This window comes from Citrobacter meridianamericanus (assembly GCF_041320245.1).
Taxonomy (GTDB): domain Bacteria; phylum Pseudomonadota; class Gammaproteobacteria; order Enterobacterales; family Enterobacteriaceae; genus Citrobacter; species Citrobacter meridianamericanus.
This window is the reverse complement of record NZ_CP101036.1, coordinates 2,991,608-3,014,888: the sequence shown is the minus strand read 5'-3', so window position 1 is coordinate 3,014,888 and position 23,281 is coordinate 2,991,608. Positions and strand designations below refer to the sequence as shown.

21 protein-coding genes and 1 pseudogene are annotated in these 23,281 nt (G+C 50.9%); 16 read left to right on the top strand and 6 right to left on the bottom strand.

The features are described 5' to 3' along the window. The first annotated feature begins 6 nt into the window (after positions 1-6). Positions 7-819 (top strand): MetQ/NlpA family ABC transporter substrate-binding protein, encoded by an 813-nt coding sequence (locus NMD08_RS14775; RefSeq protein ID WP_187252528.1) that lies wholly within the window; start codon positions 7-9, stop codon positions 817-819. Between the two features lie 16 nt (positions 820-835). Continuing rightward, positions 836-958 (top strand): annotated as a pseudogene (locus NMD08_RS14770) (hypothetical protein); the annotation flags it as partial. Between the two features lie 511 nt (positions 959-1,469). On the opposite strand, the gene NMD08_RS14765 reads toward NMD08_RS14770, so the two are convergent. From NMD08_RS14765 to ttrB, 4 genes are all read right to left on the bottom strand, one after another. After that, a complete protein-coding gene (locus tag NMD08_RS14765) occupies positions 1,470-2,066 on the bottom strand; it encodes a hypothetical protein (protein WP_370618431.1) in 597 nt (198 codons plus the stop codon). Between the two features lie 191 nt (positions 2,067-2,257). Continuing rightward, a complete protein-coding gene (gene ttrA, locus NMD08_RS14760) occupies positions 2,258-5,329 on the bottom strand; it encodes a tetrathionate reductase subunit TtrA (protein ID WP_370618429.1) in 3,072 nt (1,023 codons plus the stop codon). Next, positions 5,322-6,344 (bottom strand): tetrathionate reductase subunit TtrC, encoded by a 1,023-nt coding sequence (ttrC, locus tag NMD08_RS14755; protein WP_370618427.1) that lies wholly within the window; start codon positions 6,342-6,344, stop codon positions 5,322-5,324. The genes ttrA and ttrC overlap by 8 nt, the downstream gene beginning before the upstream one ends. Beyond that, positions 6,345-7,079, bottom strand: coding sequence for a tetrathionate reductase subunit TtrB (gene ttrB / locus NMD08_RS14750; protein WP_222840911.1), 735 nt, complete (start codon positions 7,077-7,079; stop codon positions 6,345-6,347). A gap of 226 nt (positions 7,080-7,305) precedes the next feature. On the opposite strand from ttrB, the gene ttrS reads away from it, so the two are divergent. The 9 genes from ttrS to ydhT all read left to right on the top strand — a co-directional run bounded on the left by ttrS (position 7,306) and on the right by ydhT (position 16,237). Continuing rightward, positions 7,306-9,039 (top strand): tetrathionate respiration histidine kinase TtrS, encoded by a 1,734-nt coding sequence (ttrS, locus tag NMD08_RS14745; RefSeq protein WP_370620213.1) that lies wholly within the window; start codon positions 7,306-7,308, stop codon positions 9,037-9,039. Further along, positions 9,014-9,598: a tetrathionate respiration response regulator TtrR gene (gene ttrR, locus NMD08_RS14740; RefSeq protein WP_151225391.1), complete on the top strand. Its 585-nt coding sequence runs from the start codon at positions 9,014-9,016 to the stop codon at positions 9,596-9,598. Before ttrS ends, ttrR begins: the two co-directional genes overlap by 26 nt. Positions 9,599-9,690: 92 nt before the next feature. Further along, a complete protein-coding gene (gene fumD / locus NMD08_RS14735) occupies positions 9,691-9,900 on the top strand; it encodes a fumarate hydratase FumD (RefSeq protein ID WP_151219047.1) in 210 nt (69 codons plus the stop codon). 479 nt (positions 9,901-10,379) lie between these two features. After that, complete coding sequence (locus NMD08_RS14730; protein ID WP_003029338.1) at positions 10,380-11,006, top strand: ferredoxin-like protein; 627 nt, start codon at positions 10,380-10,382, stop codon at positions 11,004-11,006. Positions 11,007-11,127: 121 nt separating this feature from the next. After that, entirely contained in the window at positions 11,128-13,230 is a 2,103-nt protein-coding gene (locus tag NMD08_RS14725) for an aldehyde ferredoxin oxidoreductase (protein ID WP_370620212.1), read from the top strand. Positions 13,231-13,240: 10 nt separating this feature from the next. After that, positions 13,241-13,906, top strand: coding sequence for a YdhW family putative oxidoreductase system protein (locus tag NMD08_RS14720; RefSeq protein ID WP_151219048.1), 666 nt, complete (start codon positions 13,241-13,243; stop codon positions 13,904-13,906). A gap of 64 nt (positions 13,907-13,970) precedes the next feature. Further along, the gene (locus NMD08_RS14715; protein ID WP_151219049.1) at positions 13,971-14,639 is read left to right on the top strand and encodes a 4Fe-4S dicluster domain-containing protein; all 669 of its coding nucleotides are present in this window, start codon (positions 13,971-13,973) and stop codon (positions 14,637-14,639) included. Beyond that, on the top strand, positions 14,636-15,421 hold the full coding sequence (phsC, locus tag NMD08_RS14710; protein ID WP_151219050.1) for a thiosulfate reductase cytochrome B subunit: 786 nt from the start codon (positions 14,636-14,638) through the stop codon (positions 15,419-15,421). Before NMD08_RS14715 ends, phsC begins: the two co-directional genes overlap by 4 nt. A gap of 3 nt (positions 15,422-15,424) precedes the next feature. Continuing rightward, complete coding sequence (gene ydhT, locus NMD08_RS14705) at positions 15,425-16,237, top strand: protein YdhT (protein ID WP_151219051.1); 813 nt, start codon at positions 15,425-15,427, stop codon at positions 16,235-16,237. Positions 16,238-16,296: 59 nt separating this feature from the next. Here ydhT and NMD08_RS14700 read toward each other — a convergent pair whose 3' ends face one another. Together NMD08_RS14700 and NMD08_RS14695 are read right to left on the bottom strand one after the other, a co-directional pair. After that, a complete protein-coding gene (locus tag NMD08_RS14700) occupies positions 16,297-16,437 on the bottom strand; it encodes a hypothetical protein (RefSeq protein WP_151219111.1) in 141 nt (46 codons plus the stop codon). Between the two features lie 93 nt (positions 16,438-16,530). Continuing rightward, the gene (locus NMD08_RS14695; RefSeq protein ID WP_151219052.1) at positions 16,531-17,262 is read right to left on the bottom strand and encodes a FadR/GntR family transcriptional regulator; all 732 of its coding nucleotides are present in this window, start codon (positions 17,260-17,262) and stop codon (positions 16,531-16,533) included. A 193-nt stretch (positions 17,263-17,455) separates the two neighbouring features. On the opposite strand from NMD08_RS14695, the gene NMD08_RS14690 reads away from it, so the two are divergent. The 5 genes from NMD08_RS14690 to NMD08_RS14670 are packed head-to-tail and all read left to right on the top strand — an operon-like array spanning position 17,456 to position 23,017. Continuing rightward, positions 17,456-18,361 carry a 2-dehydro-3-deoxygalactonokinase gene (locus NMD08_RS14690; RefSeq protein WP_210905021.1) on the top strand — a complete coding sequence of 302 codons (906 nt, stop codon included), beginning with the start codon at positions 17,456-17,458 and terminating at the stop codon, positions 18,359-18,361. After that, positions 18,348-18,995 carry a 2-dehydro-3-deoxy-6-phosphogalactonate aldolase gene (locus NMD08_RS14685; RefSeq protein WP_187252521.1) on the top strand — a complete coding sequence of 216 codons (648 nt, stop codon included), beginning with the start codon at positions 18,348-18,350 and terminating at the stop codon, positions 18,993-18,995. Before NMD08_RS14690 ends, NMD08_RS14685 begins: the two co-directional genes overlap by 14 nt. Before the next feature lie 34 nt (positions 18,996-19,029). Continuing rightward, positions 19,030-20,397 (top strand): MFS transporter, encoded by a 1,368-nt coding sequence (locus NMD08_RS14680; protein ID WP_151225395.1) that lies wholly within the window; start codon positions 19,030-19,032, stop codon positions 20,395-20,397. Further along, positions 20,394-22,106 carry a dihydroxy-acid dehydratase gene (locus tag NMD08_RS14675; protein WP_151219056.1) on the top strand — a complete coding sequence of 571 codons (1,713 nt, stop codon included), beginning with the start codon at positions 20,394-20,396 and terminating at the stop codon, positions 22,104-22,106. The genes NMD08_RS14680 and NMD08_RS14675 overlap by 4 nt, the downstream gene beginning before the upstream one ends. After that, entirely contained in the window at positions 22,106-23,017 is a 912-nt protein-coding gene (locus NMD08_RS14670) for a dihydrodipicolinate synthase family protein (protein ID WP_151225396.1), read from the top strand. The genes NMD08_RS14675 and NMD08_RS14670 overlap by 1 nt, the downstream gene beginning before the upstream one ends. Positions 23,018-23,281 lie beyond the last annotated feature (264 nt).

Genomic DNA, 23,281 nt, shown 5'->3' with positions numbered 1-23,281 from the left:
ATTATCATGAAAAAATCACTGACGTTACTTGCCGCAGCAACCTTAAGCGCCCTGAGCTTTGCCTCGTGGGCAGATACGCTGACCGTTGGCGCGTCCAACGTGCCGCATGCAGAGATCCTTGAGCAGGCTAAACCTATACTGGCGAAGCAGGGGATCGATCTGGAGATCAAACCGTTCCAGGATTACATTCTGCCGAACACCGCGCTGGCTGGCCGTGAGATTGACGCTAACTACTTCCAGCATATTCCGTACCTTAACAGCGTGATAAAAGATCATGCTGGCGATAATACCTATGATTTCGTCAGCGCTGGGGCGATCCACATTGAGCCGATTGGTATCTATTCGAAAAAAGTGAAATCGCTTAAAGATCTGCCGGAAGGTGGCAAGGTCATCATGCGCGATGCGGTATCTGAGGAAGGCCGTATTCTGTCGATTTTCGAAAAAGAGGGGGTGATCAAGCTGAAGCCGGGCGTAGATAAAGTGACCGCGCGCATTAGCGACATTGTTGAGAACCCAAAAAAACTGAAGTTCCTGCCTAACGTGGAAGCCGCGCTGTTGCCGCAAATGTATAACAATGATGAAGGCGATGCGGTGGTGATTAACGCTAACTACGCCATCGACGCCGGGCTGGATCCGGTGAAAGATCCGATTGCCGTTGAAAGCGGTGAAAACAACCCGTACGCCAACATCATTACCGTGCATCGTGGCGACGAGAAGAAGAAGGATATCGTCGCATTGGTCGATGTCCTGCACTCCAAAGAAATCCAGGACTGGATCCGTACCAAATATAAAGGCGCGGTGATCCCGGTTAATAACTGATCCGCTTTTTGCCGAGTGGCGTAGGAACGGTAACATATTGATGACGTTAACGTTCGGTGTATTAGCCAGTTCAGAAACATACGGTCATACAGGATGGACCGGAACGTTGACGTCAATCGATCCGGTTAACCATATGGCTGGATAGGTGATCAGATATATGGGGTGTTGAAATAAAAACTATAAAGGGACTCTGATGGAGTCCCTTTATTTATTAATGTAACCATTATCACCAGCATGATAAAACATTTATTTTATTACATATAACATTGCCGCAAGCATACAAAAAAAACAGGAGATAATGATGCTAAAATAATAATTTATTACATATATTCTTGTGAGTTTTTTAGGAAGCGAACGTATAAACTCCACATCATTAATATTTTTGCTATATTTTGACTTTTTATTATATCCTGCCAAAAAAAATGGTGATGAGGTGTAAAATAACTCTGTGCTTAATGGTAAGTTCCCAAATTTATTTTTATATAAATCACATATAGTATAAAAATTTCTATTGGCTATAAACATTAGAAAGTATATAATTATACCTCCAAAAAATACTATACCTATTAAACTTAAAGTAATTAATGATTTACTAATCATTTTCTCTCTTTATCCTATAGATAAATAATAACTCTTGTTTTTCCCATATTTTATTTTTTCGTATTGTATATTACCTCTCCGGACGTTTCACCTATCTTTTCTCCTGCTTTGCTTACGCCAAATGCTGCCGCTGCCTGTACAACGATCCCGCAAACAATACCTCCAATACCTCCTTCTGGAGCACTTAATACAGTCAATACTACTGAACATATAGCGGTCGTACCAGATTTGATTGAAGCATTAAACATAGCTGGAACTAGCAAACCCCCTGAAAACTTGCCAATTTCAGTGTAAGCCGTTTTTTCACAATCTCTACCAATTGTACAGGCATCATAAATAGAATTAGCACCATTCAATGCTGACAGGGCAATGCCAAATTTATTGAATGTTTTCATTAGCTTTACCAGTTTTGCTGATTTTTCTATATAAGTTGCATAACCTTCAATATCGTTAATCCCGGTCTGATTCCATTTATGAACAATAGACGACGAAGACAATCTCAGTGCTTTTTTAATATCATCATACTGTGCAAGACCAATATGCTCTCTAAATATTTTTAAAAATATCCCAGTGACCCGACCTAAAACCCATAATTCATGTTCGCTTATGTACTGACAAATTTCTCTGTTGCTTTGATAGAAATACATTTCAGAAACTTACTCATCGGTTAAAAGAACAATAAAAAACTAATTTTTATATCAATTATGTGATTCCTGTAGCATAAAAAATAAAAAAGCCTGAATCTTTTTTTTAATAATTCAGGCTTTCAATAATTAATTTAATTAAATTTGTTTTATGAATGCGTTATAATTTTTTTTCGATGCTTTTATTAACATGATTAACGATTTATACGCTCAATTCTCGCTGGCAATCCCTGGCGCACTGCGGCTCCCGACACCCAGTCAAGCCAGGTATTGGCAACCTGTCGGGTAGGATCCGCAAAGCCCAAATCATTGAGATTAATTCCTGACTTTATTTGTGCATCAAATGCCATTGGCTTGCCGTCGAGCGTATGCTGAGCTGCGCCCATCTCTTTATGCCCGTAACCGTGTTCAATGGCGATCACGCCCGGCATGACGCCATGCAGCAGGCTTATCTGCGCCTGCGCCTGCCCGCCAGGCGTAGTGATCCGCACCCTATCGCCATGTGCTAAACCATACCGCTCACCATCCTGCGGATTGAGCGCCACCAGATTAACCGGTTTCAGATGATGCAGGCGCGGGATCACCGCCGTGGCGCTGGACATAGTATTGGATTTAAAGGAAATCAGTTTCAGCGGCCACTCTTGTTCCGGGAACAATTCCTCGACCGCACGTCCATCTGACAGGCGCGAAGGATACCAGGCGGGGCAGCCGCTGTAACGCTCGCCGGTAATCGCATGGCGGTGCGCGGCGACGTCCGCATTCCATATTTGCAGCGGTTTTTCCCACGCATTGCCGACACGGTTATCGACCCGACCACTGTTATCCGGCGCAAAACGGCCACCGCGCGAATAGATAAACGCCACGCGGCTTACCTCATCGGTTTTTAACGTTTGAGTCATTACAGGCAAGATTCGTTGCACCCCGGTCAGCGCGATGTCATCTTCCCGTGCCTCTGCCACAGGCGCTTTGCCCATAAACGCAATATTGGCGGCGAGTCGCAGGTAGTAATCTTCCGCACGATTCAACGGATAGTGATTGCCCTGCGGATCGGTAATTGCGTTGTCGCCAAATCCGGGTAGTCCGATACGTTTCGCAACGGCGATACAAAAAGCTTCCATCGAGGCCGGTTGACCATCTGCGGTAGTGCTGGTTGCGGCTCTGACGACAGGCCAACGCGCTGTGGTCGCTTTGCTGGCGACACCCGCCCACGGCGCACTGAATCCCCAGCTTTCAAAGTTGTGGGTATCTGGCACGATGTAATCTGCCAGCGCCGTGGTTTCGTTCATAAAAGCGTCAATGGCGATAAACAGCGGCAAACGCGCAGGATCTTTAAGCTTTTCTTCCGCCACGGCGCGCAACCCTGCAATGCCGTAGAACGGATTGGTCATATTAGAGATCCAGGCTTTTAGCGGATAAGGGTAACCTTCCAACGCTGAGACGAGGAGTTCAGTGAGCTGACCGGCAACAAACGGATACCACGGGGCTTTGGCCGGGAAGGGCGACTGTCCGGCAGCCACCTTATTACGGTACTCTTCGGAAGACTCATAAGCCGTTTTACTGCGCGCGATGCTTAACCCTTTGGGTTTAACCTTCCCGGCGAAGCTGTCCATGTTGTAGCGTGGGCCGTCGGTGGCGCCATTAAACTTGCCGCCGCCGACAAACACGCCGCCTTCAAGACTGAGGTTGCCAATCAGCGCATTGAGCATCATCACTGACCAGGCATTATAGAATCCATTGCCTGCCATCATTCCACCATGCGTGATCACTGCCGCTTTACGGCCATGGCGGGTAAACGCGTCGGCCAGTGCGCCAATGTCTGCTTCAGATACGCCGCACTGCTGGCTGTATTGTGCCAGCGACAGTTTCCCTGCGGACTCTTTCAGACATTGAAGGCTGCTTTTTACGGTCACCGTCTGTCCGTCTGCCAGCGTGACGTCGCGGGTGACGAATAGCTGCGCGCGCGCACAACTGCTGGCTGCGACAATTTCGCCAGCTTCGTTAATGACTACCGGCACCTGGGCGGCATCTGCGCTCAGGTGCGCGAGGGTTAAATGCTGTCCGGCAAGGGTTGGAAGCTCATTGGTAATCACCAGATGCGTCGCGTTGGTCCAACTTTTTTCTCCTGCCTGCTGCATGGCATGCACGCCGGGTATGGCGAGGTAATCGGCGTTATAACGTTGTTTATCGATAATCCAACGGATCATCCCCATCGCCAGCGCGGAGTCACTTCCTGGGCGTACGGGCTGCCAGTGGCCGCGATCGTCAGCCAGTACGGTGGTTAATGGCAGGGCTGGTGCCACCACTACATACCGGAAGTCGTTACGTAAACGGGCACTGGCCAGTTGGCGAGCCTGGCGCTTAAACGGGTTGCCGGATTGCGCCGGAGACGTACCCATAAACAGCGCAAATTCGACGTTGTCCCAGTCGGGCTTCACGTGGGTGTTTTTATCCAGATCGCCCATTAGCGCGCCGGAACCTGCCCGATAAGCCAGACCGCAGTATGCGCCATGGGCACCGAAGTTTTTACTGCCAAAACTGTTCAGTGCGAAGCGGCGTAAAAATGAATCACGACCTTCATCGCTGGTATTGGTTACCAGCAGTTGATTGGATTTTGGGCCAAATCCGGGATGTCCGGCATCAAGCGGTGTGTTGGTGTTATGGATTGCGCGCAAGCCATCAACGTGACCTTCACCAAACAAATCGCCACCTTCCACTACCTCTTTGATCAATTGTTCAAAACTAATGCGTTGCCATTTTCCTTCACCGCGTTTGCCGACGCGTTTCATTGGCTCCAGAATGCGCAGCGGGCTGTATAGTCCTTCAAGTAAGGTGGCGCCACGGGCGCAGGCAGTGGAACGCGCGTCCAGACCCAATTCGCCCGCCAGCTGTTCCATTGCAGTGGCAAAGGGGACGGCGGAGTCAATATGATGCTCCTGAGACAACGGATGATACGGATTGCCCGCAATGCGAAGTACCTTACCTTGTTCACTGTCAACGCGAACCCGCACGCCACACTGCGTCCAGCAGCCGAAGCACTGCGTCATGGAGATAACCTGCTGCGGGTTCTGCTGCCAGCGCGGCTGGGCATTAGCTTCAGGGATGAGGGCGTTACCAAAAATGCGGTCACGGGTAATTTTGCCCGAGGTTCCGTCCAGTAAACCGTCTATCGCGCGCTTTGCCACGTCCCGATAACTCAGGCCAAAAGTCACCATACCACCTACGGCAAGGCCCACTTTAAGCCACTGACGACGGGTTAAATTAGCCATGTTGCATTCTCCTTGCGATCGCGTTCAGGGCTTCACGAACAATAATGATCAGCGCAATCCACAGGCCGAAGGTACCCACAATGGCTAGCCAACCATCGGTACCGCTGGGCAAGGTGTAAGGATTAAACTGCGCGTTAAATTTCGGTACGGTCTGTACCTGAATGAGTAATGCCCAGCGCATCAGCCAGCACAGTGCCATTGCGCTTAACGCGAGTACTATGCGCAGCGGCAGCGATAAGGGGTTACGTAGCACCAGCGTGCAAAGAACAAGCGAAATAAGCCAGAGCACAACCCAGCCGATGGCGTAGTGTTGTGCCGAAGAGGCCACATCCAGCCATTGGCGGATAGCCGAACCGGAAAGCGTATTACCGCTTGCCCACGCCACTACCACTAAAGCCAGTGCTACCAGGGTGACTATCTGTCCCCACGCCAGTTTGCGCGCTAATGTTCCCTCGCTTTTAGATACTGAGATGAGTAGGGCGAGAAATGTTTGCAAGGCGCTGAGAAACATCGCAACCGGAAAGGCGTAGCTGAACCAGACGGGGCGCGCCTGAACTACCGACACTTCGCGTCCGGTATAAATCAGCAGTCCGATGGCCGAAAGTGCGCTACCCAATGCTAACCATTTTGTGACACTGTAACTTTTAAGTGTGAGCCGTTTAACGTGCTGCGCCAGAAACCACAGACCCAGGAAGCCAGTAAATAGCGGTAAAAACAGCGCGCCCCACGGCATCCACGACCACGGCGTCGGAAAAGCATAAAAATGCCAGACGCGGGCAGTTTGGTGTAAGTCAGCGGTCAGCGCTAGCGGCGCAGTAATTGCGCAGGTCAGGGCGATTAGCAGCGTCATGTTTTCCAGTTCCGGCGTCTCTTGTTTGCGCCAGTGAAGCACACAGGCGAACAGCGCGGCGCAGGCAGCAATGCCGATGAAAAAGAAATATTGTACGGCCCAGGGTAACCAGCTTACGTCCTGGGGATGGGCCAGAACCTCGTCGATAATTAGTGAATGGTTCATTTAAACCTCCTGCCAGAGAGCGGGTTGAGCGCGTCCCATCAACGGGGTGACAAACGCTTCATCCAGTCCCAGATAGAACACGTGGGGTGAAGTCCCGTTTTCCGGTTTCAGGACTTTGATGGCGTCATGGTGTTCATGCAGCATTTGCGAAATTCGGCTGTGCGGATCTTTGATATCGCCGATAATGCGTGCGCCGCCGACGCAGGATTCCACGCAGGCCGGGAGCAGGCCAGCTTCCAGGCGATGAACACAAAAAGTGCATTTATCGGCGGTTTGCGTTTCATGGTTGATGAACCGCGCATCATAAGGACAGGCCTGAACGCAGTAGGCGCACCCCACACACCGCGTGTTGTCGACCACCACAATGCCATCTTCGCGTTGGAAGGTGGCCTGTACTGGGCAAACGGGAACGCAGGGGGGATTATCACAATGATTGCACAGACGCGGCAGCAGAACGTTAGTGACGCTCAGCTGGCCTTCAATTTGCACCTGATACTGATTGACGAGGGTACGAAACTCGCCTTGCGGCGTCTGGTTTTCAATAGCGCAACTGACGGTACAGGCCTGGCAGCCAATACAGCGTCGCAGGTCAACCAGCATGGCGTAGCGATGCTGAAGTGAGCCTTCATGGCGTTCAGGCGAAAAGGGAAATTGCGCCTGAGCCAAAGGTACCAGCGATGCGCCAGCGGTCAGGACGCCAAGTTGCTGGAGAAACTGCCGTTTACTGCTGTCCATATTTTCTCCCGTCACGATGCAACAACGAAACATTGGTCACGCCGTTGATTGCGTGTGATGAATAAAGAATCTCGATGATTTACAGTGTAAAAATCGTGACGGGGAGTACTCTATTGTGGTTAACCACATACCCGGCTAGTTGTTGATCTAAAACAACATATAAGACAGGGATAATTGAGTGGGACGCAACGTAGTAAAATGTCTGACGCTGCTGGCGTCGCTGTGGATGCTGAGCGGTGTAGTCAGGGCGCAGACATGGAACATTGGTATTTTGGCAATGCGTGGGGACGTCTCCACACGTAATCACTGGCAGCCGCTGGAGGCTATGTTAAATCAGCAAATCCCCGGCGAACAGTTTCACATTCAACCGCTGGGTCTGCACCAGATGCAGGAGGCGGTGAATCGCGGAACGGTACAATTTGTAGTCACTAATCCGGCGCAGTTTGTTCAGCTAAACAGCCGTTCGGCGCTGCGCTGGCTGGCTTCGCTGCGCTCTACCCGCGGCGGGAAAGCCGCCAGTAACGTAATTGGCAGCGCGATCCTTGTCAGACGCGACAGCGGGATAACCTCTCCACACGATCTGATCGGCAAAACCGTTGGCGCCATTGATGCGCAGGCATTTGGCGGCTATTTATTAGGATATAAAGCACTTAGCGATGCAGGCCTGCGCCCGGAGCGTGATTTGCGCCTGACATTTACTGGATTTCCCGCTGACGCGTTACTCTATTTATTACGCGAAAAAGCCGTACAGGCGGTGATTGTGCCGGTATGCCTGCTTGAAAAAATGGATGAAGAAGGGCTGGTTCGTAAAACAGATTTTATGACCGTGCTTAACTATCCGACGTCGATTCCCTGTTTAACCAGCACGCCGCTCTATCCTGACTGGTCATTTGCGGCGCTGCCCGCGGTAAGCGACGAGCTGGCCGATCGCGTCACGCGGGCCCTGTTTAATGCGCCGCAGGACGCGACATTTCGCTGGGGAGCCCCCGCCTCGACCCGCGAGGTGGAAGCGTTGCTGCGCGATGTCCGCCAGCATCCGCAGCAGCGGCAGCTGTGGCTTGATGTCAAAAGCTGGTTTATTCAACATCGGCTGGCGATGGGAGCGGCGGCCATCGTGCTGTTGTTGCTCACGCTCAACTACATCTGGGTGATGTTGTTGGTTCGCCGACGCGGCAGGCAACTGGAACGAAACAACGTGCTGTTGCGCAAACAGGAGCAGGCGTTGGAAACGGCTCGCCAAATGAGCGTGTTAGGAGAGATGACTTCCGGCTTTGCCCATGAGCTAAACCAGCCGCTGTCGGCTATCCGCCATTATGCGCAAGGTTGTCTGATTCGCCTGCGCGGTCAGGATGAACAACACCCATTGTTACCCGCGCTGGAACACATTGATACTCAGGCGCAGCGGGGCGCTGATACGCTGCGCAATCTTCGTCAGTGGGTCAGTCAGGCACAGGGTAATCCGGTGATGACCGATGACTGGCAAGCCGTCAACGCTCACGATGCAATCCATCACGTCTGGCAATTATTGCGCATGCCTCAGCAATTCCCGGCGATAGCGCTGCAAACGCGAGTTAGCAAGGCGTTAACGCTAACGTTGCCGAGCGTTCTTCTCGAACAGGTGCTGGCCAATCTGGTACTCAATGCCGCCCAGGCCGGGGCTACCACAGTGTGGTTTAGCGCCTTGCGTCAGGATGGCGGTGTGAGTATTCAGCTGCAGGATAATGCCGGAGGCATTGACGAGGCTCAGTTGTACCAGGCTTTTCAGCCGTTTATGACCACGCGTAAAGAGGGCATGGGACTCGGCCTGGTGATTTGCCAGCGGTTGGTACGCTTCGCAAACGGAGACATTGATATCAAAAATCATCCAGCTCCCGATGAAAAAGCAGGTGCAGTAGTGACATTACATTTTAAGCAAAACCAGGAGGAGGGCCGTCGTGGCAATCATTCATCTGCTGGATGACGACATCGCTGTAACCCAGGCCTGTGCGTTTTTACTGGAAAGTCTGGGATATGAGGTGAGTTGCTGGGAGCAAGGCGAAACATTCCTTGCCAGGGCAAATCTGCACCAGGTGGGCGTACTTCTGCTGGATATGCGGATGCCGGTACTCGATGGACACGCGGTGCATGAAGCAATGCGTCAGCGAAAGAGCACGCTGGCGGTCGTCTTTCTCACCGGGCATGGCGATGTGCCGATGGCGGTTGAACAAATGAAACGTGGTGCGGTCGATTTTTTGCAAAAGCCGGTGTCCGCCGCGCCGCTGCAGGCGGCATTAGAGCATGCATTGCAGGTTTCTCAGGCCGCCTTCTCGCGACAAAAGATCGTGGTCTGCTATCAGCAGCTTACGCCAAAGGAGCGAGAGTTGGCACAACTGGTAGCAAAAGGGTTAATGAATCGGGAAATTGCTGACGCCATGAATATTGCCGTGCGTACGGTTGAGGTTCATCGGGCGCGGGTGATGGAAAAAATGCAGGCGGGGAGCCTGGCTGAGCTGGTTAACCGTCTTCAACAGGTTCTGTAGATTGATGACATTTGATTGATTTTCATTGAATTTTGTCTAAACCACCATACTGATATATGCTGTGGGTCTGAGTTAATGACGAGCAGGCAAAAATGGGAAATCAGACCAAAGACGACGAGTTGTACCGTGAAATGTGCAGAGTAGTCGGTAAAGTAGTGCTGGAAATGCGCGATCTGGGACAGGAGCCTAAGCATATCGTCATTGCGGGAGTACTGAGAACGACCCTCGCCAATCAGCGTGTGAAGCGCAGCGAGTTAGAAAAAGAGGCAATCGAGACTGTAATTAAAGCGTTGGCCGGTTAATTCATAAAAAGAGGAAGGGAGATTCTTCGCCGTCCTCTTATTCTCGTTACGTTAATCTACCAATATATATAATTTAGTACTGCAATCAGAAGAAGGTTTTTCGCTGTATATTAAATTGTATATCGTTTGATATATAAAATATATATGAGAGTGGGGTCACAAATATTTGTAAATCATATGAAATTCTATTTCAATTTATCTTAATGATAATAAATATCACTCCGCATTAATTATTTCCCTTCCGTTTTTTAATTGATGACGATCAAAACTATAAGCCCTAAATAACCACATTATTCCTGTACCTAACCCCAAAGGATTAGATTCATTCAGTTTAACCACCGTCATTTACACGATCAGGTTAGGGCAAAAATTTACGTGTTGTTGGCAACATTAATCGCTCGAAATGGCTTGAGCTGCACTGGTTTAATTTAGCCTGGAGGTGTTGCTACCACAGCGTTTGCGAAGAGGATGCGAAATAAATGAACCAGGTTGATCGTCCATTTTTAGATTGTGGTTTAACGCGGCTTGAATTTCTGCGGATATCAGGCAAAGGCCTTGCGGGATTAACCATCGCCCCTGCGTTGTTATCACTTTTTGGCTGTAAGCAGGAAGATGTCGACAGCGGTACTGTGGGTCTTATCAATACGCCGAAAGGGGTGCTGGTGACCCAACGAGCACGCTGTACGGGCTGCCACCGCTGTGAAATTTCCTGCACTAATTATAACGATGGTGCCGTGGGCACTTTCTTTTCCCGTATAAAAATCCATCGCAATTTCTTCTTTGGCGATGATGGTGTTGGCTCCGGTGGCGGACTGTATGGCGATTTAAACTATACCGCTGATACCTGTCGTCAGTGCAAAGATCCGCAATGTATGAAGGTCTGCCCCATTGGCGCTATTACCTGGAAACAGGAAGACGGTTGTATTGCCGTGGATCACAAACGTTGTATTGGCTGTAGCGCGTGTACTACTGCCTGTCCGTGGATGATGGCGACCGTGAATACCGAAACCAAAAAATCCTCAAAATGTGTGTTATGCGGGGAATGCGCAAATGCGTGTCCAACTGGGGCATTAAAAATTATCGAGTGGAAAGATATTACTGTTTGATAGATAGCAGGCATGCCTGATACGCGTCATTAATTGCCGAAAATATCGCGGTGTTGCAGAAAAAAAACTGCCTGACGGATGGCGAGTATATCTATTAAACCTTCTTGCAAAGGAAAACATGATGGCTAATGGTTGGACAGGTAATATTTTACGGGTCAATCTCTCTACGGGTAATATCACCCTTGAGGATTCCAGTAAATTTAAAAAATTTGTCGGCGGGATGGGCTTTGGTTATAAAATTATGTACGACGAAGTTCCGCCCGGCACCATGCCTTTTGATGAAGGGAATAAGCTGGTTTTTGCCACCGGGCCGTTAACGGGTTCTGGTGCTCCGTGTAGCTCCCGCGTCAATATCACCTCCTTATCGACCTTTACCAAAGGTAATTTAGTCGTGGATGCCCATATGGGGGGATTCTTTGCCGCGCAAATGAAATTCGCCGGATACGACGCCATTATTATTGAAGGCAAATCCGCGACCCCCGTCTGGCTCAACATTAAAGACGATAAGGTTAGCATTGAAAAAGCCGGTTTCCTGTGGGGTAAGGGGACGCGCGCCACAACTGAAGAAATTTGCCGCATTACCAATCCTGAAACCTGCGTTGCCGCGATAGGCCAGGCGGGGGAAAATCTTGTGCCGCTCTCCTGCATGATCAACAGTCGTAACCACAGCGGCGGTGCTGGTACCGGCGCAGTAATGGGCTCGAAAAACCTGAAGGCTATTGCGGTAGAAGGCACTAAAGGCGTCAATATTGCCGACCGCAAAGAGATGAAACGGCTCAATGACTACATGATGACCGAGCTCATCGGTGCCAACAACAACCACGTTGTGCCAAGCACCCCGCAGGCCTGGGCGGAATACTCTTCGCCAAATTCCCGCTGGACGGCGCGTAAGGGACTCTTCTGGGGCGCAGCAGAAGGGGGACCAATCGAAACCGGGGAAATCCCACCTGGCAACCAGAATACCGTGGGTTTTCGAACCTATAAATCCGTTTTCGATCTGGGACCAGCCGCTGAGAAGTACACGGTCAAAATGAGCGGCTGCCATTCTTGCCCAATTCGCTGTATGTCGCAGCTCAATGTCCCGAGAGTGAAAGATTTTGGTGTACCGAGTACCGGTGGTAATACTTGCGTAGCGAACTTTGTCCACACCACCATTTTCCCCAATGGCCCGAAAGATTTCGACGATAAAGACGATGGGCGCGTGGTGGGGAACCTGATTGGCCTGAACCTGTTTGACGATTACGGCATCTGGTGTAACTACGGGCAGTTACATCGTGACTTTACTTACTGTTATTCGAAAGGCGTATTTAAGCGCGTGCTGCCAGCAGAGGAGTATGCGGAGATCAGGTGGGATCAGCTGGAAGAAGGCGATCCTAATTTTATTAAAGACTTTTACTATCGACTGGCGCACCGCGTAGGCGAACTTAGCCACCTTGCGGACGGCTCGTATGCCATTGCTGAGCGCTGGGATCTGGGCGAAGAGTACTGGGGCTACGCCAAAAATAAACTGTGGTCACCGTTCGGTTTTCCTGTTCACCATGCGAACGAGGCTTCAGCGCAGGTGGGGGCGATCACCAATTGTATGTTTAACCGTGACTGCATGGCGCACACCCATATCAACTTCATCGGTTCCGGTTTGCCGTTGAAATTGCAGCGCGAAGTGGCGGGCGAGCTGTTTGGTTCACAGGATGCCTACGATGAAACCAAAAACTACACCCCGATCAATGCTGCCAAGATCAAATATGCCAAATGGACGCTGCTGAAAGTCTGCCTGCATAACGCGGTGACGTTGTGCAACTGGGTCTGGCCGATGACGGTTTCCCCGCTCAAGAGCCGCAACTATCGCGGGGATTTGGATCTGGAAGCAAAATTCTTCCAGGCGGTCACCGGCGATGAAACCACGCAAGCGAGTCTGGATCTGGCTGCTGAACGCATCTTTACTTTGCATCGTGCTTATACCGTCAAACTGATGCAAACCAAAGATATGCGCAATGAGCACGATCTCATCTGCTCCTGGGTGTTCGATAAAGATCCGAAGATCCCCGTCTTCACTGAAGGGACCGACAAGATGGATCGGGAAGATATGCGTCAGTCATTGACGATGTTCTATCAGGAAATGGGCTGGGATCCAGAGCTGGGTTGCCCAACGCGTGAAACCCTGTACCGACTCGGACTTGAAGATGTAGCCGCTGATTTGGCGGCGCAAGATCTGTTGCCGGCGTAAGGAACGCGAGATGACAAACGTGAGCGATGTTCTGACACCCGATGAGGCGCTTCCTGACGAGGTAGATGGCCACAAGAGACAATGGTTGCAGGCTTTTCACCCGCCGGTAGAACAGGTGAGTGTGCCGCAGGTTCAGGACCCCGCCAACCCGCAGGCGATTGTGGCAGATTTTATCCGTCAGCATTCAGTTTCGGGGCAACTGGTGGCGCGTAGTCTGTTTTTGCTACCACCTTACTCGGTCCCTGAAACCGATCTCTCCGCGCTACTGGATGCGCTGTGTCTGGATGCGAATAGCACGGATATCACCTGTGTGCAGGGCACCGAAGATGCGTATTTCTATTCGACGCAAACCATGACGGCAAACTACGCCAACATGTGTGTGCAGGTAGTGGAAAACGACATCTGCCTCGCGATTGCCGAGGCGGTACGTTTTGATTGTCGAACGTACCCTCGCCCCTATAAGGTCGCCATGTTGATGCAACCGCCGTATAGCTTTGAATCTCAGCAGGTTACAGCGGCGCTAACGGCCATGGAAATGCATCCTGATTACGCAGATATACGGACTGTGGAATCGTCAAATGCGGAGCCTTATCTGTTTAGCGAACGTTTTATGAGTTATGGCAAAGCGTACGGCCTGTGCGAATGGCTTGAGGTTGAGCAGTATCAGAACCCCTGAATTTTTCAGGTTGATGTCATGGAACGTGTGGACGACCACTGTCACAGTATTAGAGGATAACCCGATGTCCTTCACCCGACGAAAATTTGTCATTGGCATGGGGACGGTAATTTTTTTCACCGGCCCGGGTCAAAATTTGTTAGCGAGTACGAAGAGCCCTAAAGCCGTGCGTTACGTCATGATTCACGACGAATCACTGTGTAACGGATGTAATCTCTGCGCCCGAGCATGCAGGAAAACCAACCATGTCCCTGCCCAGGGCAGTCGATTGTCGATAGCGCATATTCCGGTCTCGGATAACGACAACGAAACGCTGTATCACTATTTCCGTCAGTCCTGCCAGCATTGTGATGATGCGCCCTGTATTGAGGTGTGTCCAACCGGTGCTTCCTGGCGAGATGAGAACGGCATTGTGCGGGTTGACGCGTCTTCCTGTATCGGCTGCAGCTACTGTATTGGCGCGTGTCCTTATCAGGTGCGCTATCTAAACCCGCAGACCAAAGTAGCGGATAAATGCGACTTTTGCGCTGAATCTCGTCTGGCGAAAGGTTTCCCGCCGATCTGTGTTAATGCTTGCCCGGAACATGCGCTGATTTTTGGTCGTGAAGATAGCCCGGAAATTCAGACCTGGTTGCGAGAGAACAAATATTACGAATATCAACTTGCAGGCGCCGGAAAACCCCATCTGTATCGTCGGTTCGGTCAACATTTGATTAAAAAGGATAATGTATGAACGCGTCGCAGAATGCCGAACAGTTTCATGCCCAGCTTGCGCAGTATGTTCCCCTGTTTTCACCGGACTACTGGCCCGTGTGGTTGGTCATTGCCGGATTGATGCTGGTGGGGATGTGGATGGTGCTGGCGCTACACGCCATGCTGCGCTTTCGGGCTGCGCATAAAGCTCCGGCAGGGCACGGTGAGACGGTCTATTTATACTCGAAGGCCGTTCGTTTGTGGCACTGGTCGAATGCGCTATTATTCCTGCTACTTCTGGTCAGTGGCCTGATCAATCACTTCTCTGCTGCCAGCGCGTCGGTGATGAAAAGCCTGCTTACCGTACATGAGGTTTGCGGCTTTTTGCTGCTCGCTTGTTGGATGGGTTTTGTTCTGATCAACATGATTGGCGGCAACGGGCATCACTATATTATTCAACGTCAGGGCTGGATCGCTCGCGCGCAGAGACAAGCACGTTTTTATCTGTTTGGCATTATGCAGGGTGAGCCACATCCATTCCCGGCATCAAAGCGTTCTAAATTCAATCCGCTACAGCAAGCGGCCTATGTTGGCGTGATGTATGGTTTGCTGCCACTGCTGCTTATCTCTGGGTTGCTGTCGCTCTATCCTACGGTCGTCGGCGATGTGTTCCCTGGCGTGCGTTACTGGTTACTTCAGGCGCACTTTGCGCTGGCAATTGTCAGTCTTTTTTTCATTTTTGGGCATCTTTATCTTTGCACAACAGGTCGTACGCCGGGCGAAACCTTCAAGTGTATGGTGGATGGCTATCACCGGCATTAAGCGATGATGATTACGCGAAGTGATTTACGGGCCTGGCGCGTTGGGCCCGTAATGTATCGCTGGTTTCTACGTGCATTTCCGTTAGGTGGAAGTTACGCCGATGTTCATCGTGCGCTCCAGCGGGAAGGGTATACAGACTGGGCAAATAGCCTGGTGGAATACGGCTGGTCAAAATGGCGGGAAGAGGCGAGTTTTGTCCAGCAGGATATTTATGCTATGGGGAATATTGCCCGTGCGCAAACGGCGGGGGAAATCAATCGTCCGCTGGCGAGTGCGGAAGATAACGCCCGATGTAGTAGCGCAGACGATAACGTTAAAATCGCCAGCGCCGGGTATGCCGTACAAATCGCCAGCGCAGGTTACAGCGCACGTATTGGCAGCGTCGGCTATAACGCGCATATTGGCAGCTCAGGCGATCGCGGGCGAATTGCGGTAGCGGGTAATTCGGCGCGGATCAGTAGCGTGGGCGACGCAACGCGTATCGCCTGTACCGGCATGCGAGTACGCATCAGCTCGCTCGGCGACCGGAACCGGATTGCCTGCAGCGGTGATTTAACCCAGTTGGCCTGCTTCGGCGCAGAATCTAACATTGCCAACTGTGCGGACAACATCCACATTATTGCCAGCGGAGAAAACGCCGTTGTTGCCAGTACCGGCACCGTCGACTCGATCATTCTCGGCCCCGGCGGCTGCGCGGCGCTGGCCTATCACGATGGCGAGAGAATGCGCTTTGCGCTTGCTGTTGAGGGGGAAAACAACATTCGGGCGGGGGTGAAATATCGGCTCAACGAAGAACATCAATTTATTGAATGTTGAATCTCTTACCGGGAAGGAATCTGCAGGAAGTAAAAACCGGCATTGCGCCGGTGTGGAAATCAGATTTTGCAGGCATCGCCGCAGTCGTTATCAGCAACAATTTCTTGTGCTTTTTGGTCTGCATCTTCCAGACGTTCGGCGTTGCGGGCCTGCGCTTCTTCCAGCCCATCAAAGACCAGATTATCGAGATCAATTTCCATCATTCACCTGCTCAGGTTCATCGTTTAACATCTCGTTATTATATTGCAAAAATGTTGTTTAACAGCAGCGATTTTTGCTACTTAACCTCCGACTTAAACCAGGTGCGCGTATTTATCCGGCACTGTTTTCCACAAATGGCGGTTGGCCGCACTAAGAATAATATCGCGCATGCATTCCCGCGCCGTAACGGCCTGGCGTAATCGTATTGCTTCCAGAAGGAGTCGGTGTTGCTCAACGGCATGCTCGGTCTCCTTAACCGATGACTCCTGCGTCTGTTTAAACGACAGCATCATGGCGGCTGAAAGGGCGTTGCCAATGGACATTAAAAAGGGGTTATGGCAGGACTTGAGTAATGCCGTGTGAAAGGCTAAATCACCTTCCTCGAAGAGGGCAACCTGATCCTGCCTTTGCCCGCGCGACATAAGCGTCCAGGCATCTTCAATGGCAGCTAAATCGCGAGCTGTAGCGTTAGCGGCGGCCAGCGCAGCGGCGTTAGGTTCAAACATCAGACGCGTTACCATCAGTTGCTCTGCAACATCGGGCGAAATACCAACTTCTTCCATCCAGCTCAGTACATCCGTATCCAGAAAACTCCAGAGTTCACGCGGGTTAACCGTGCTGCGTCGTTTCGCCTGAATTGATAATAAACCTTTCGCCGACAGGACATGCAACGCATTACGCACAGAGGTACGTGACGCGCAATATTGCACGGCAAGTTCATTTTCGCCGGGGAGCATCTCTCCATCGTCCAGGGTTCCGCGAATGATTTTCATCGCCAGATCGCGGGTAATCGTTTCAGAGATGTTTGTTAGCGAGGTAGTCATATTCGGCCTTGAAGAAATGAGAATGAGGCATTGTACTCGAAAAACAGAATGTTAGGTATACAAGATAGTTCTTCTTGTGAGATCAGCTTACGACATGAAATGTTTTATTTCACTTCACGATCGCGATCACAGATCGGTAACATTAACTCAATTACATTCTTGTCATACAAGATATGTTTATTGAGGTTACAAGATGAGTGGGGAATGGATCGCGATCGACTGGGGAACCTCGAATTTTCGCGCGTGGTTGATGGCAGGAAACGATGTGTTGGATAAGCGCAGCGCCAGCTGCGGACTTCTTCACGTCGAGCCGGGGCGGTTCGATTCGACGTTAAAAATGCTACTGGGCGAGTGGGTGGAATCAGGTTCACCGATGATTGCAATGGCAGGAATGGTAGGTTCGCAGCAGGGTTGGTATGAGGTTGATTACTGTCCATTACCCGCGAGCACCGATAGCCTGCTTACGCACAGCAAAAAATTCACCACCTCCTGGGGCAGCGAAGCATGGATTGTACCAGGCATACGTAAAGCACCTAACGGTGACATACCGGATGTGATGCGCGGTGAAGAAGTACAACTATTCGGGCTGTCCTTATTGGAAGGTATCGTCGACTTCCGGGCGATTCTGCCGGGTACACATAGCAAACACGCTCGAATGAAGAAGCGAGAAATCGTTGATTTTTCGACTTATATGACAGGCGAACTATTCCACGTGCTAATTACCCACTCCTTGCTGGGACGTGCGCTTCCAGATGCGGTGGTTGATGACAGTGCATTCTTGCGCGGTGTTGCGGCATCCCGGCGCAACGCTGCATTAAGCCAACTTCTGTTTTCTGCCCGGACGCTACGGCTTTCGGGGGAAATACCGCCTGAATCTGTGAGTGATTATCTCTCCGGTCTATTGATTGGAATGGAGTTTTGCACTGACAACACCGGACTCGTTTGGCTGGTGGGCAGTACGGCGTTAACACGACGTTATCAATTGGCTGCCAATGCGTTTGGTATTCAGACACGCTGCATCGATGGTGATCGCTGTTTTATTGCCGGTATGCAGTCTCTTCAACAACAACTAGCAGAGAAACAAAATGGACAGCTTTAACTTTGCCAGCTTATGGCAAAAAACGCCGCTTCCTATGATCGCGATTTTACGCGGTCTGACACCAGAGGACGCGCCGGAAATTGGCGACGTATTACTCGAGGCCGGCTTCACCTGGCTCGAAGTCCCGCTGAATTCACCGCGAGCGCTCGATTCTATCACGCTGCTCCGTGAAAGGGTGGGTGAGCGTGCTATCGTCGGAGCGGGTACGGTATTGACGACAGAACAGGTCGATAGTGTTGTCGATGCGGGCGGTCAGGTCATCATCTCACCCAATATGAACACCGCAGTGATCAGCCGTAGCAGAGATCATGGCGTCATCAGTTTGCCCGGCGTTACCACACCAAGCGAAGCGTTTATGGCGCTGGATGCTGGTGCCAGCGGATTGAAGTTTTATCCGGCGGAAATGATCTCACCGGAGATACTCCGTGCCATGTGCGTGGTTTTACCCCCTCACGTCGTGTGTATGCCGGTTGGCGGTATTTCCGCTAAAGCGCAACAGTTACAAAACTGGTGTAAGGCGGGAGCAAAAGGTTTTGGTTGCGGCGGCGGTTTGTATCGTGCGGGCGCAGATTATGAACAGGTTCGATCCAACGCGCAGGCCTATGCCCAGGCATGGCAACAGGTTAATACCTGAGCATCGCGACAATAACAACTCAAGAGGCTGAAAGATGAATACGCGTACCCTTGATACTGAAAATAAAAATGCGGTTTATCGTAAAGTGACCCGACGGCTGATCCCGTTTTTAATCCTGTGTTATTTCTTCGCCTATCTCGATCGGGTGAACGTGGGTTTTGCCAAACTCCATATGCAGGATGCGTTGAATCTCAGCGATACGGTTTATGGGATCGGTGCTGGTATCTTCTTTATCGGTTACTTTCTTTTTGAAGTGCCGAGTAACCTGCTAATGCAGCGTTTTGGTCCCCGTTTCTGGATTGCACGCATCATGGCAAGCTGGGCAGTTTTATCAGCATTGACGATGTTTGTTACCACACCAACCCAGTTTTACATTGTACGTTTTTTACTTGGTATCGCAGAGGCCGGTTTCTTTCCGGGGATTGTTTATTATTTAACGCTGTGGTTCCCTTCCTGGCGTTCAGCGCGCACGCTGGGGCTGTTTATTCTGGTGACGCCGCTGTCGACTATTATCGGCAGCCCGTTGTCAGGGCTAATCCTGAAAATGTTCGAAGGTGTTGGTCAACTGCACAACTGGCAATGGTTGTTCCTGGTGGAAGCAATCCCGTCATTCCTACTGGCCTTCGTCGTGCTGCGTTATCTCGATAATGACGTGAAATCGGCCAAATGGTTATCGGATGATGAGAAAGCGCTGATTGAGCAAGATCTGCATAAAGATCAGCTTGATAAAGTCGCAGCCAACGCCGGAATGCCGCAGCACAGCCTGTCTGCAATGTTCCGTAACCGCTTCGTCTGGTTGCTGGCGCTGATTTTCTTCAGTTTTAACATTGGCTATTACGGTATTAACTTCTGGCTGCCATCGATTATTAAAAGCTCCGGCGTACAGGACGATTTTGCTATCGGCCTACTGGCGGCGGTACCCTATATTTTCGGTGCGGCCTGCATGTTGTGGAACAGCCGTCACTCTGATCTGAAGCAGGAGCGTCGCTGGCACATAGCTATTCCGGCGATTATCGGTGCGATTGGTCTGACATTTAGCGCCCTGAATGAAGGCTCCACGTTCTGGATGATGGCATGGATTTGTGTCGCCATGTCCGGCACGTTATCCCTAATCCCAACCTATATCAGCCTTCCGGGGACGTTACTTTCTGGTACGGCAGCGGCTGCTGGTATCGCATTAGTCAATTCGATTGGTAATCTAGCCGGATTCTTTGGTCCAACCGTTCTCGGCTGGCTGAAAGACACCACCGGCAGCACCAGTAGCGGACTGTATATTCTGGCGGGCTTCCTTGTACTCTGCGCGCCGCTGATTTTCCTCATTCCCGGACGCTTGGTTAATCCCCGCGACCGCAAAAAAACACCAGCAGAAAACAGTGTATTAACGAAAAGAGGTCATATATGAGCAGTTGTGGCAGCGGATGCGCAGGTTGTGGTGGCGAGCACTTCAACCCGATCCTCAGCGGTGATGATGGCGCTTTAAAACGCGCCTTGTATAAATCAATGGGCCATACAGACGAACAGTTGCATCGCCCGGTGATTGCCGTCGTCAACAGCTATACCAATGCGACAGCGGGACATGCCAATCTGAATGAACTGACTGCGCATGTGCTGAAAGGCATCGATGAGGCTGGTGGCGTGGGGATGGTGTTTGGCACTATCGCTCCATGCGATGGGATTGCTGAAGGGCATCTGGGTATGCGCTATATTCTGGCGGCCCGCGAAATTATCGCCAGTTCGATCGAAGTGATGATGCGCGCTCACCGCTTCGACGGCATGGTGCTGTTGGGGTCGTGCGATAAAATCGTGCCCGCTATGCTGATGGCGGCAGCACGTCTCGATATCCCGGCTATTTTAGTAAATGGCGGGCCAATGTATCCCGCAGAATACAAAGGTAAACACTGGGACGGCAATATCGTCACCGAGGCTATTGGCTGGAAACGTCGTGGCGAAATTGATGACGCTGAATTCCGCCATATTGAAGATATTGCTGAGCCGGGCCACGGTTCCTGCACGATGTACGGTACAGCCAACACGATGTGTTGTATTGCAGAAGTATTAGGCATGAGCCTGCCAGGGAGCAGTATGCTGCCTGCGATTTCACATGAACGACGAGATTGTGCTTATGCGACTGGGGTAACGGCTGTTGATCTGGTTAAGCGTGGCGTGAACGCCCGACAAATTATTACGCGCGAATCGATCCGCAATGCGATGACTTATCTGCTGGCAACGGGAGGTTCCACTAACGCTATTTTGCATCTACAGGCTATTTATTATGAAGCCGAGTTGGGACATCTGCCCTTGGCTGAATTTGATGCTCTCAGTCACCAGGTACCGCTGGTCGCCTCGCTCTATCCGGCGTCGGAGTATGACATGATCGATTTCTGGGAAGCGGGCGGTGTCGCGGCAGTGGAAAAAGAGATCGCCAATTTACTGGATCTCAGTTGCCTGACGGTCAACGGGCAAACAAAAGGTGAATGGCTACGGGGTGTTCCCAATTCCCGCCGCCCGGAAGTTATCCATACACTGGCTATCCCGGTACGCAATGAGTCGGGGGTTGCTGTGTTACATGGCAATCTGTCACCAATGGGGTGTGTCGTGAAGCCAGCTGCAGTGCCGGACCATTTGATGGTCTTTACCGGACCTGCTGTGGTATTTAACAGCGAAGATGAGGCCGTGGAATCGATTCTCTCCGGTGATATTCAGCCGGGAAGCGTACTGGTGCTGCGCTACGAAGGACCAAAAGGCGGACCGGGTATGCCAGAGATGTATAAGCCAATGAAATTCCTCGAAGGAATGAAGCTGTCAGACTCCTGTGCGCTGATTACTGATGGACGTTTTTCCGGCTCGAATCGTGGGCTGTTTGTTGGGCATATTTCGCCAGAAGCCAGCGATGGTGGTGTTCTGGCGCTGGTCGAAAGCGGGGATTCGATCAGCATTAATATTCCTCAGCGGACATTAATGTTGAATGTGGAAGAGAGGGTCTTGAACGAACGTCAGCAACACTGCCAACTGGTCCATAAAGACGTTCCACGTGGGTTCTTACGTTTGTATCGTCGCTGGGCGCTACCGGCTGCGCAGGGGGCTGTATTGGCGGATAGGGGAGATTTGTAATGATTACGGTTGCGCGCATCCGGGGGGTTAATCCCATTGTTGCTCTGCCGTTTACACCGCAGGGTGACGTGGATTTTACGAGCTTTCGTCGTTTGTTGGCGCATCTTTCTGGCATCGGTGTTAATGGGCTCACACTGTTTGGCATTGCCAGTGAATTTCCGAAACTTGACGATAATGAACGTCAGCAATTGGCGGAAGTCTTTGTTGCTGAGTTAGCGGATAAAGGCATATTTCGCGCACTGTCGATCACCGACCATAGCACAGAAGTGGCCGTTCGCCGTGCGCGGCGCTACCAGAGTATGGGCGCTGACGCGCTAATGTTGTTGCCGCCTTTTTTCCTACAGCCATCGCTTGCCGCAGTGCAGGCGCATATTGCCGCGGTACTGGAAGCGGTCACTATTCCGGTGATGGTGCAGTACGCGCCAGGAGAAACGGGGTTCCCGGTTACACCTGCGCAATTGGCTGAGGTGGCAAAACGTTACCCACATGCGGTGTTCAAGATTGAATGTAATCCGCCGGTGAACTATACGCGTGAATTTCTGCAGCAGGCGCCAGACGCGCATGTGCTAAACGGTTATGCCGGTTTGTATATGCTGCAAATGCTGGAGTCGGGAGGAAAAGGGGTGATGCCTGGCTGCTCGTTTAGCGAAATTTATGTGCAAATCTATCGTCACTGGTTGGTGGGTGAACATCAGCAAGCGACGCAGTTACATGAGACGCTGTTACCGTATATACAACGCTGGATGCAGCACTGCGAATATATCATTCAGGTAGAAAAAACAATCTTACAGCGCAGGGGGATCATTACGGCTGATTACTGTCGCAAACCTGGCTGGTCATTGACGCAGGAGGATATCACTACTATCGATCGTTTTATTTCACAATTTAGTTTGTCGGTCTGCACTGGCTAACAATTCAACAGCCGCGCATCTGAACAGCCACGCCGAACAGATGCGCGATTCCTCAGTAACGTATGGCTCCTTTCTCTTTTCTCAGCATGAATACATCACTTTTTTGTTAATTTGTTGTTAATTTTGATGGTTTATTCCAGTTTTTTCGGGAATGTGATGTGCGATCATTTTTAACAATTACGTGACAAAATCACTATACATATAACTTAATATCTTTTATACATTAATTGTTCAACCCTGCGACTATTCCACAAAAGAGAAAGC

Bases quoted from the DNA above. Each gene is read 5' to 3' on its own strand.
- NMD08_RS14775 (WP_187252528.1), top strand. From the start codon at position 7: ATGAAAAAATCACTGACGTTACTTGCCGCAGCAACCTTAAGCGCCCTG.
- NMD08_RS14765 (WP_370618431.1), bottom strand. From the start codon at position 2,066: ATGTATTTCTATCAAAGCAACAGAGAAATTTGTCAGTACATAAGCGAA.
- ttrA (WP_370618429.1), bottom strand. From the start codon at position 5,329: ATGGCTAATTTAACCCGTCGTCAGTGGCTTAAAGTGGGCCTTGCCGTA.
- ttrC (WP_370618427.1), bottom strand. From the start codon at position 6,344: ATGAACCATTCACTAATTATCGACGAGGTTCTGGCCCATCCCCAGGAC.
- ttrB (WP_222840911.1), bottom strand. From the start codon at position 7,079: ATGGACAGCAGTAAACGGCAGTTTCTCCAGCAACTTGGCGTCCTGACC.
- ttrS (WP_370620213.1), top strand. From the start codon at position 7,306: ATGCTGAGCGGTGTAGTCAGGGCGCAGACATGGAACATTGGTATTTTG.
- fumD (WP_151219047.1), top strand. From the start codon at position 9,691: ATGGGAAATCAGACCAAAGACGACGAGTTGTACCGTGAAATGTGCAGA.
- NMD08_RS14730 (WP_003029338.1), top strand. From the start codon at position 10,380: ATGAACCAGGTTGATCGTCCATTTTTAGATTGTGGTTTAACGCGGCTT.
- NMD08_RS14725 (WP_370620212.1), top strand. From the start codon at position 11,128: ATGGCTAATGGTTGGACAGGTAATATTTTACGGGTCAATCTCTCTACG.
- NMD08_RS14720 (WP_151219048.1), top strand. From the start codon at position 13,241: ATGACAAACGTGAGCGATGTTCTGACACCCGATGAGGCGCTTCCTGAC.
- NMD08_RS14715 (WP_151219049.1), top strand. From the start codon at position 13,971: ATGTCCTTCACCCGACGAAAATTTGTCATTGGCATGGGGACGGTAATT.
- phsC (WP_151219050.1), top strand. From the start codon at position 14,636: ATGAACGCGTCGCAGAATGCCGAACAGTTTCATGCCCAGCTTGCGCAG.
- ydhT (WP_151219051.1), top strand. From the start codon at position 15,425: ATGATGATTACGCGAAGTGATTTACGGGCCTGGCGCGTTGGGCCCGTA.
- NMD08_RS14700 (WP_151219111.1), bottom strand. From the start codon at position 16,437: ATGGAAATTGATCTCGATAATCTGGTCTTTGATGGGCTGGAAGAAGCG.
- NMD08_RS14695 (WP_151219052.1), bottom strand. From the start codon at position 17,262: ATGACTACCTCGCTAACAAACATCTCTGAAACGATTACCCGCGATCTG.
- NMD08_RS14690 (WP_210905021.1), top strand. From the start codon at position 17,456: ATGAGTGGGGAATGGATCGCGATCGACTGGGGAACCTCGAATTTTCGC.
- NMD08_RS14685 (WP_187252521.1), top strand. From the start codon at position 18,348: ATGGACAGCTTTAACTTTGCCAGCTTATGGCAAAAAACGCCGCTTCCT.
- NMD08_RS14680 (WP_151225395.1), top strand. From the start codon at position 19,030: ATGAATACGCGTACCCTTGATACTGAAAATAAAAATGCGGTTTATCGT.
- NMD08_RS14675 (WP_151219056.1), top strand. From the start codon at position 20,394: ATGAGCAGTTGTGGCAGCGGATGCGCAGGTTGTGGTGGCGAGCACTTC.
- NMD08_RS14670 (WP_151225396.1), top strand. From the start codon at position 22,106: ATGATTACGGTTGCGCGCATCCGGGGGGTTAATCCCATTGTTGCTCTG.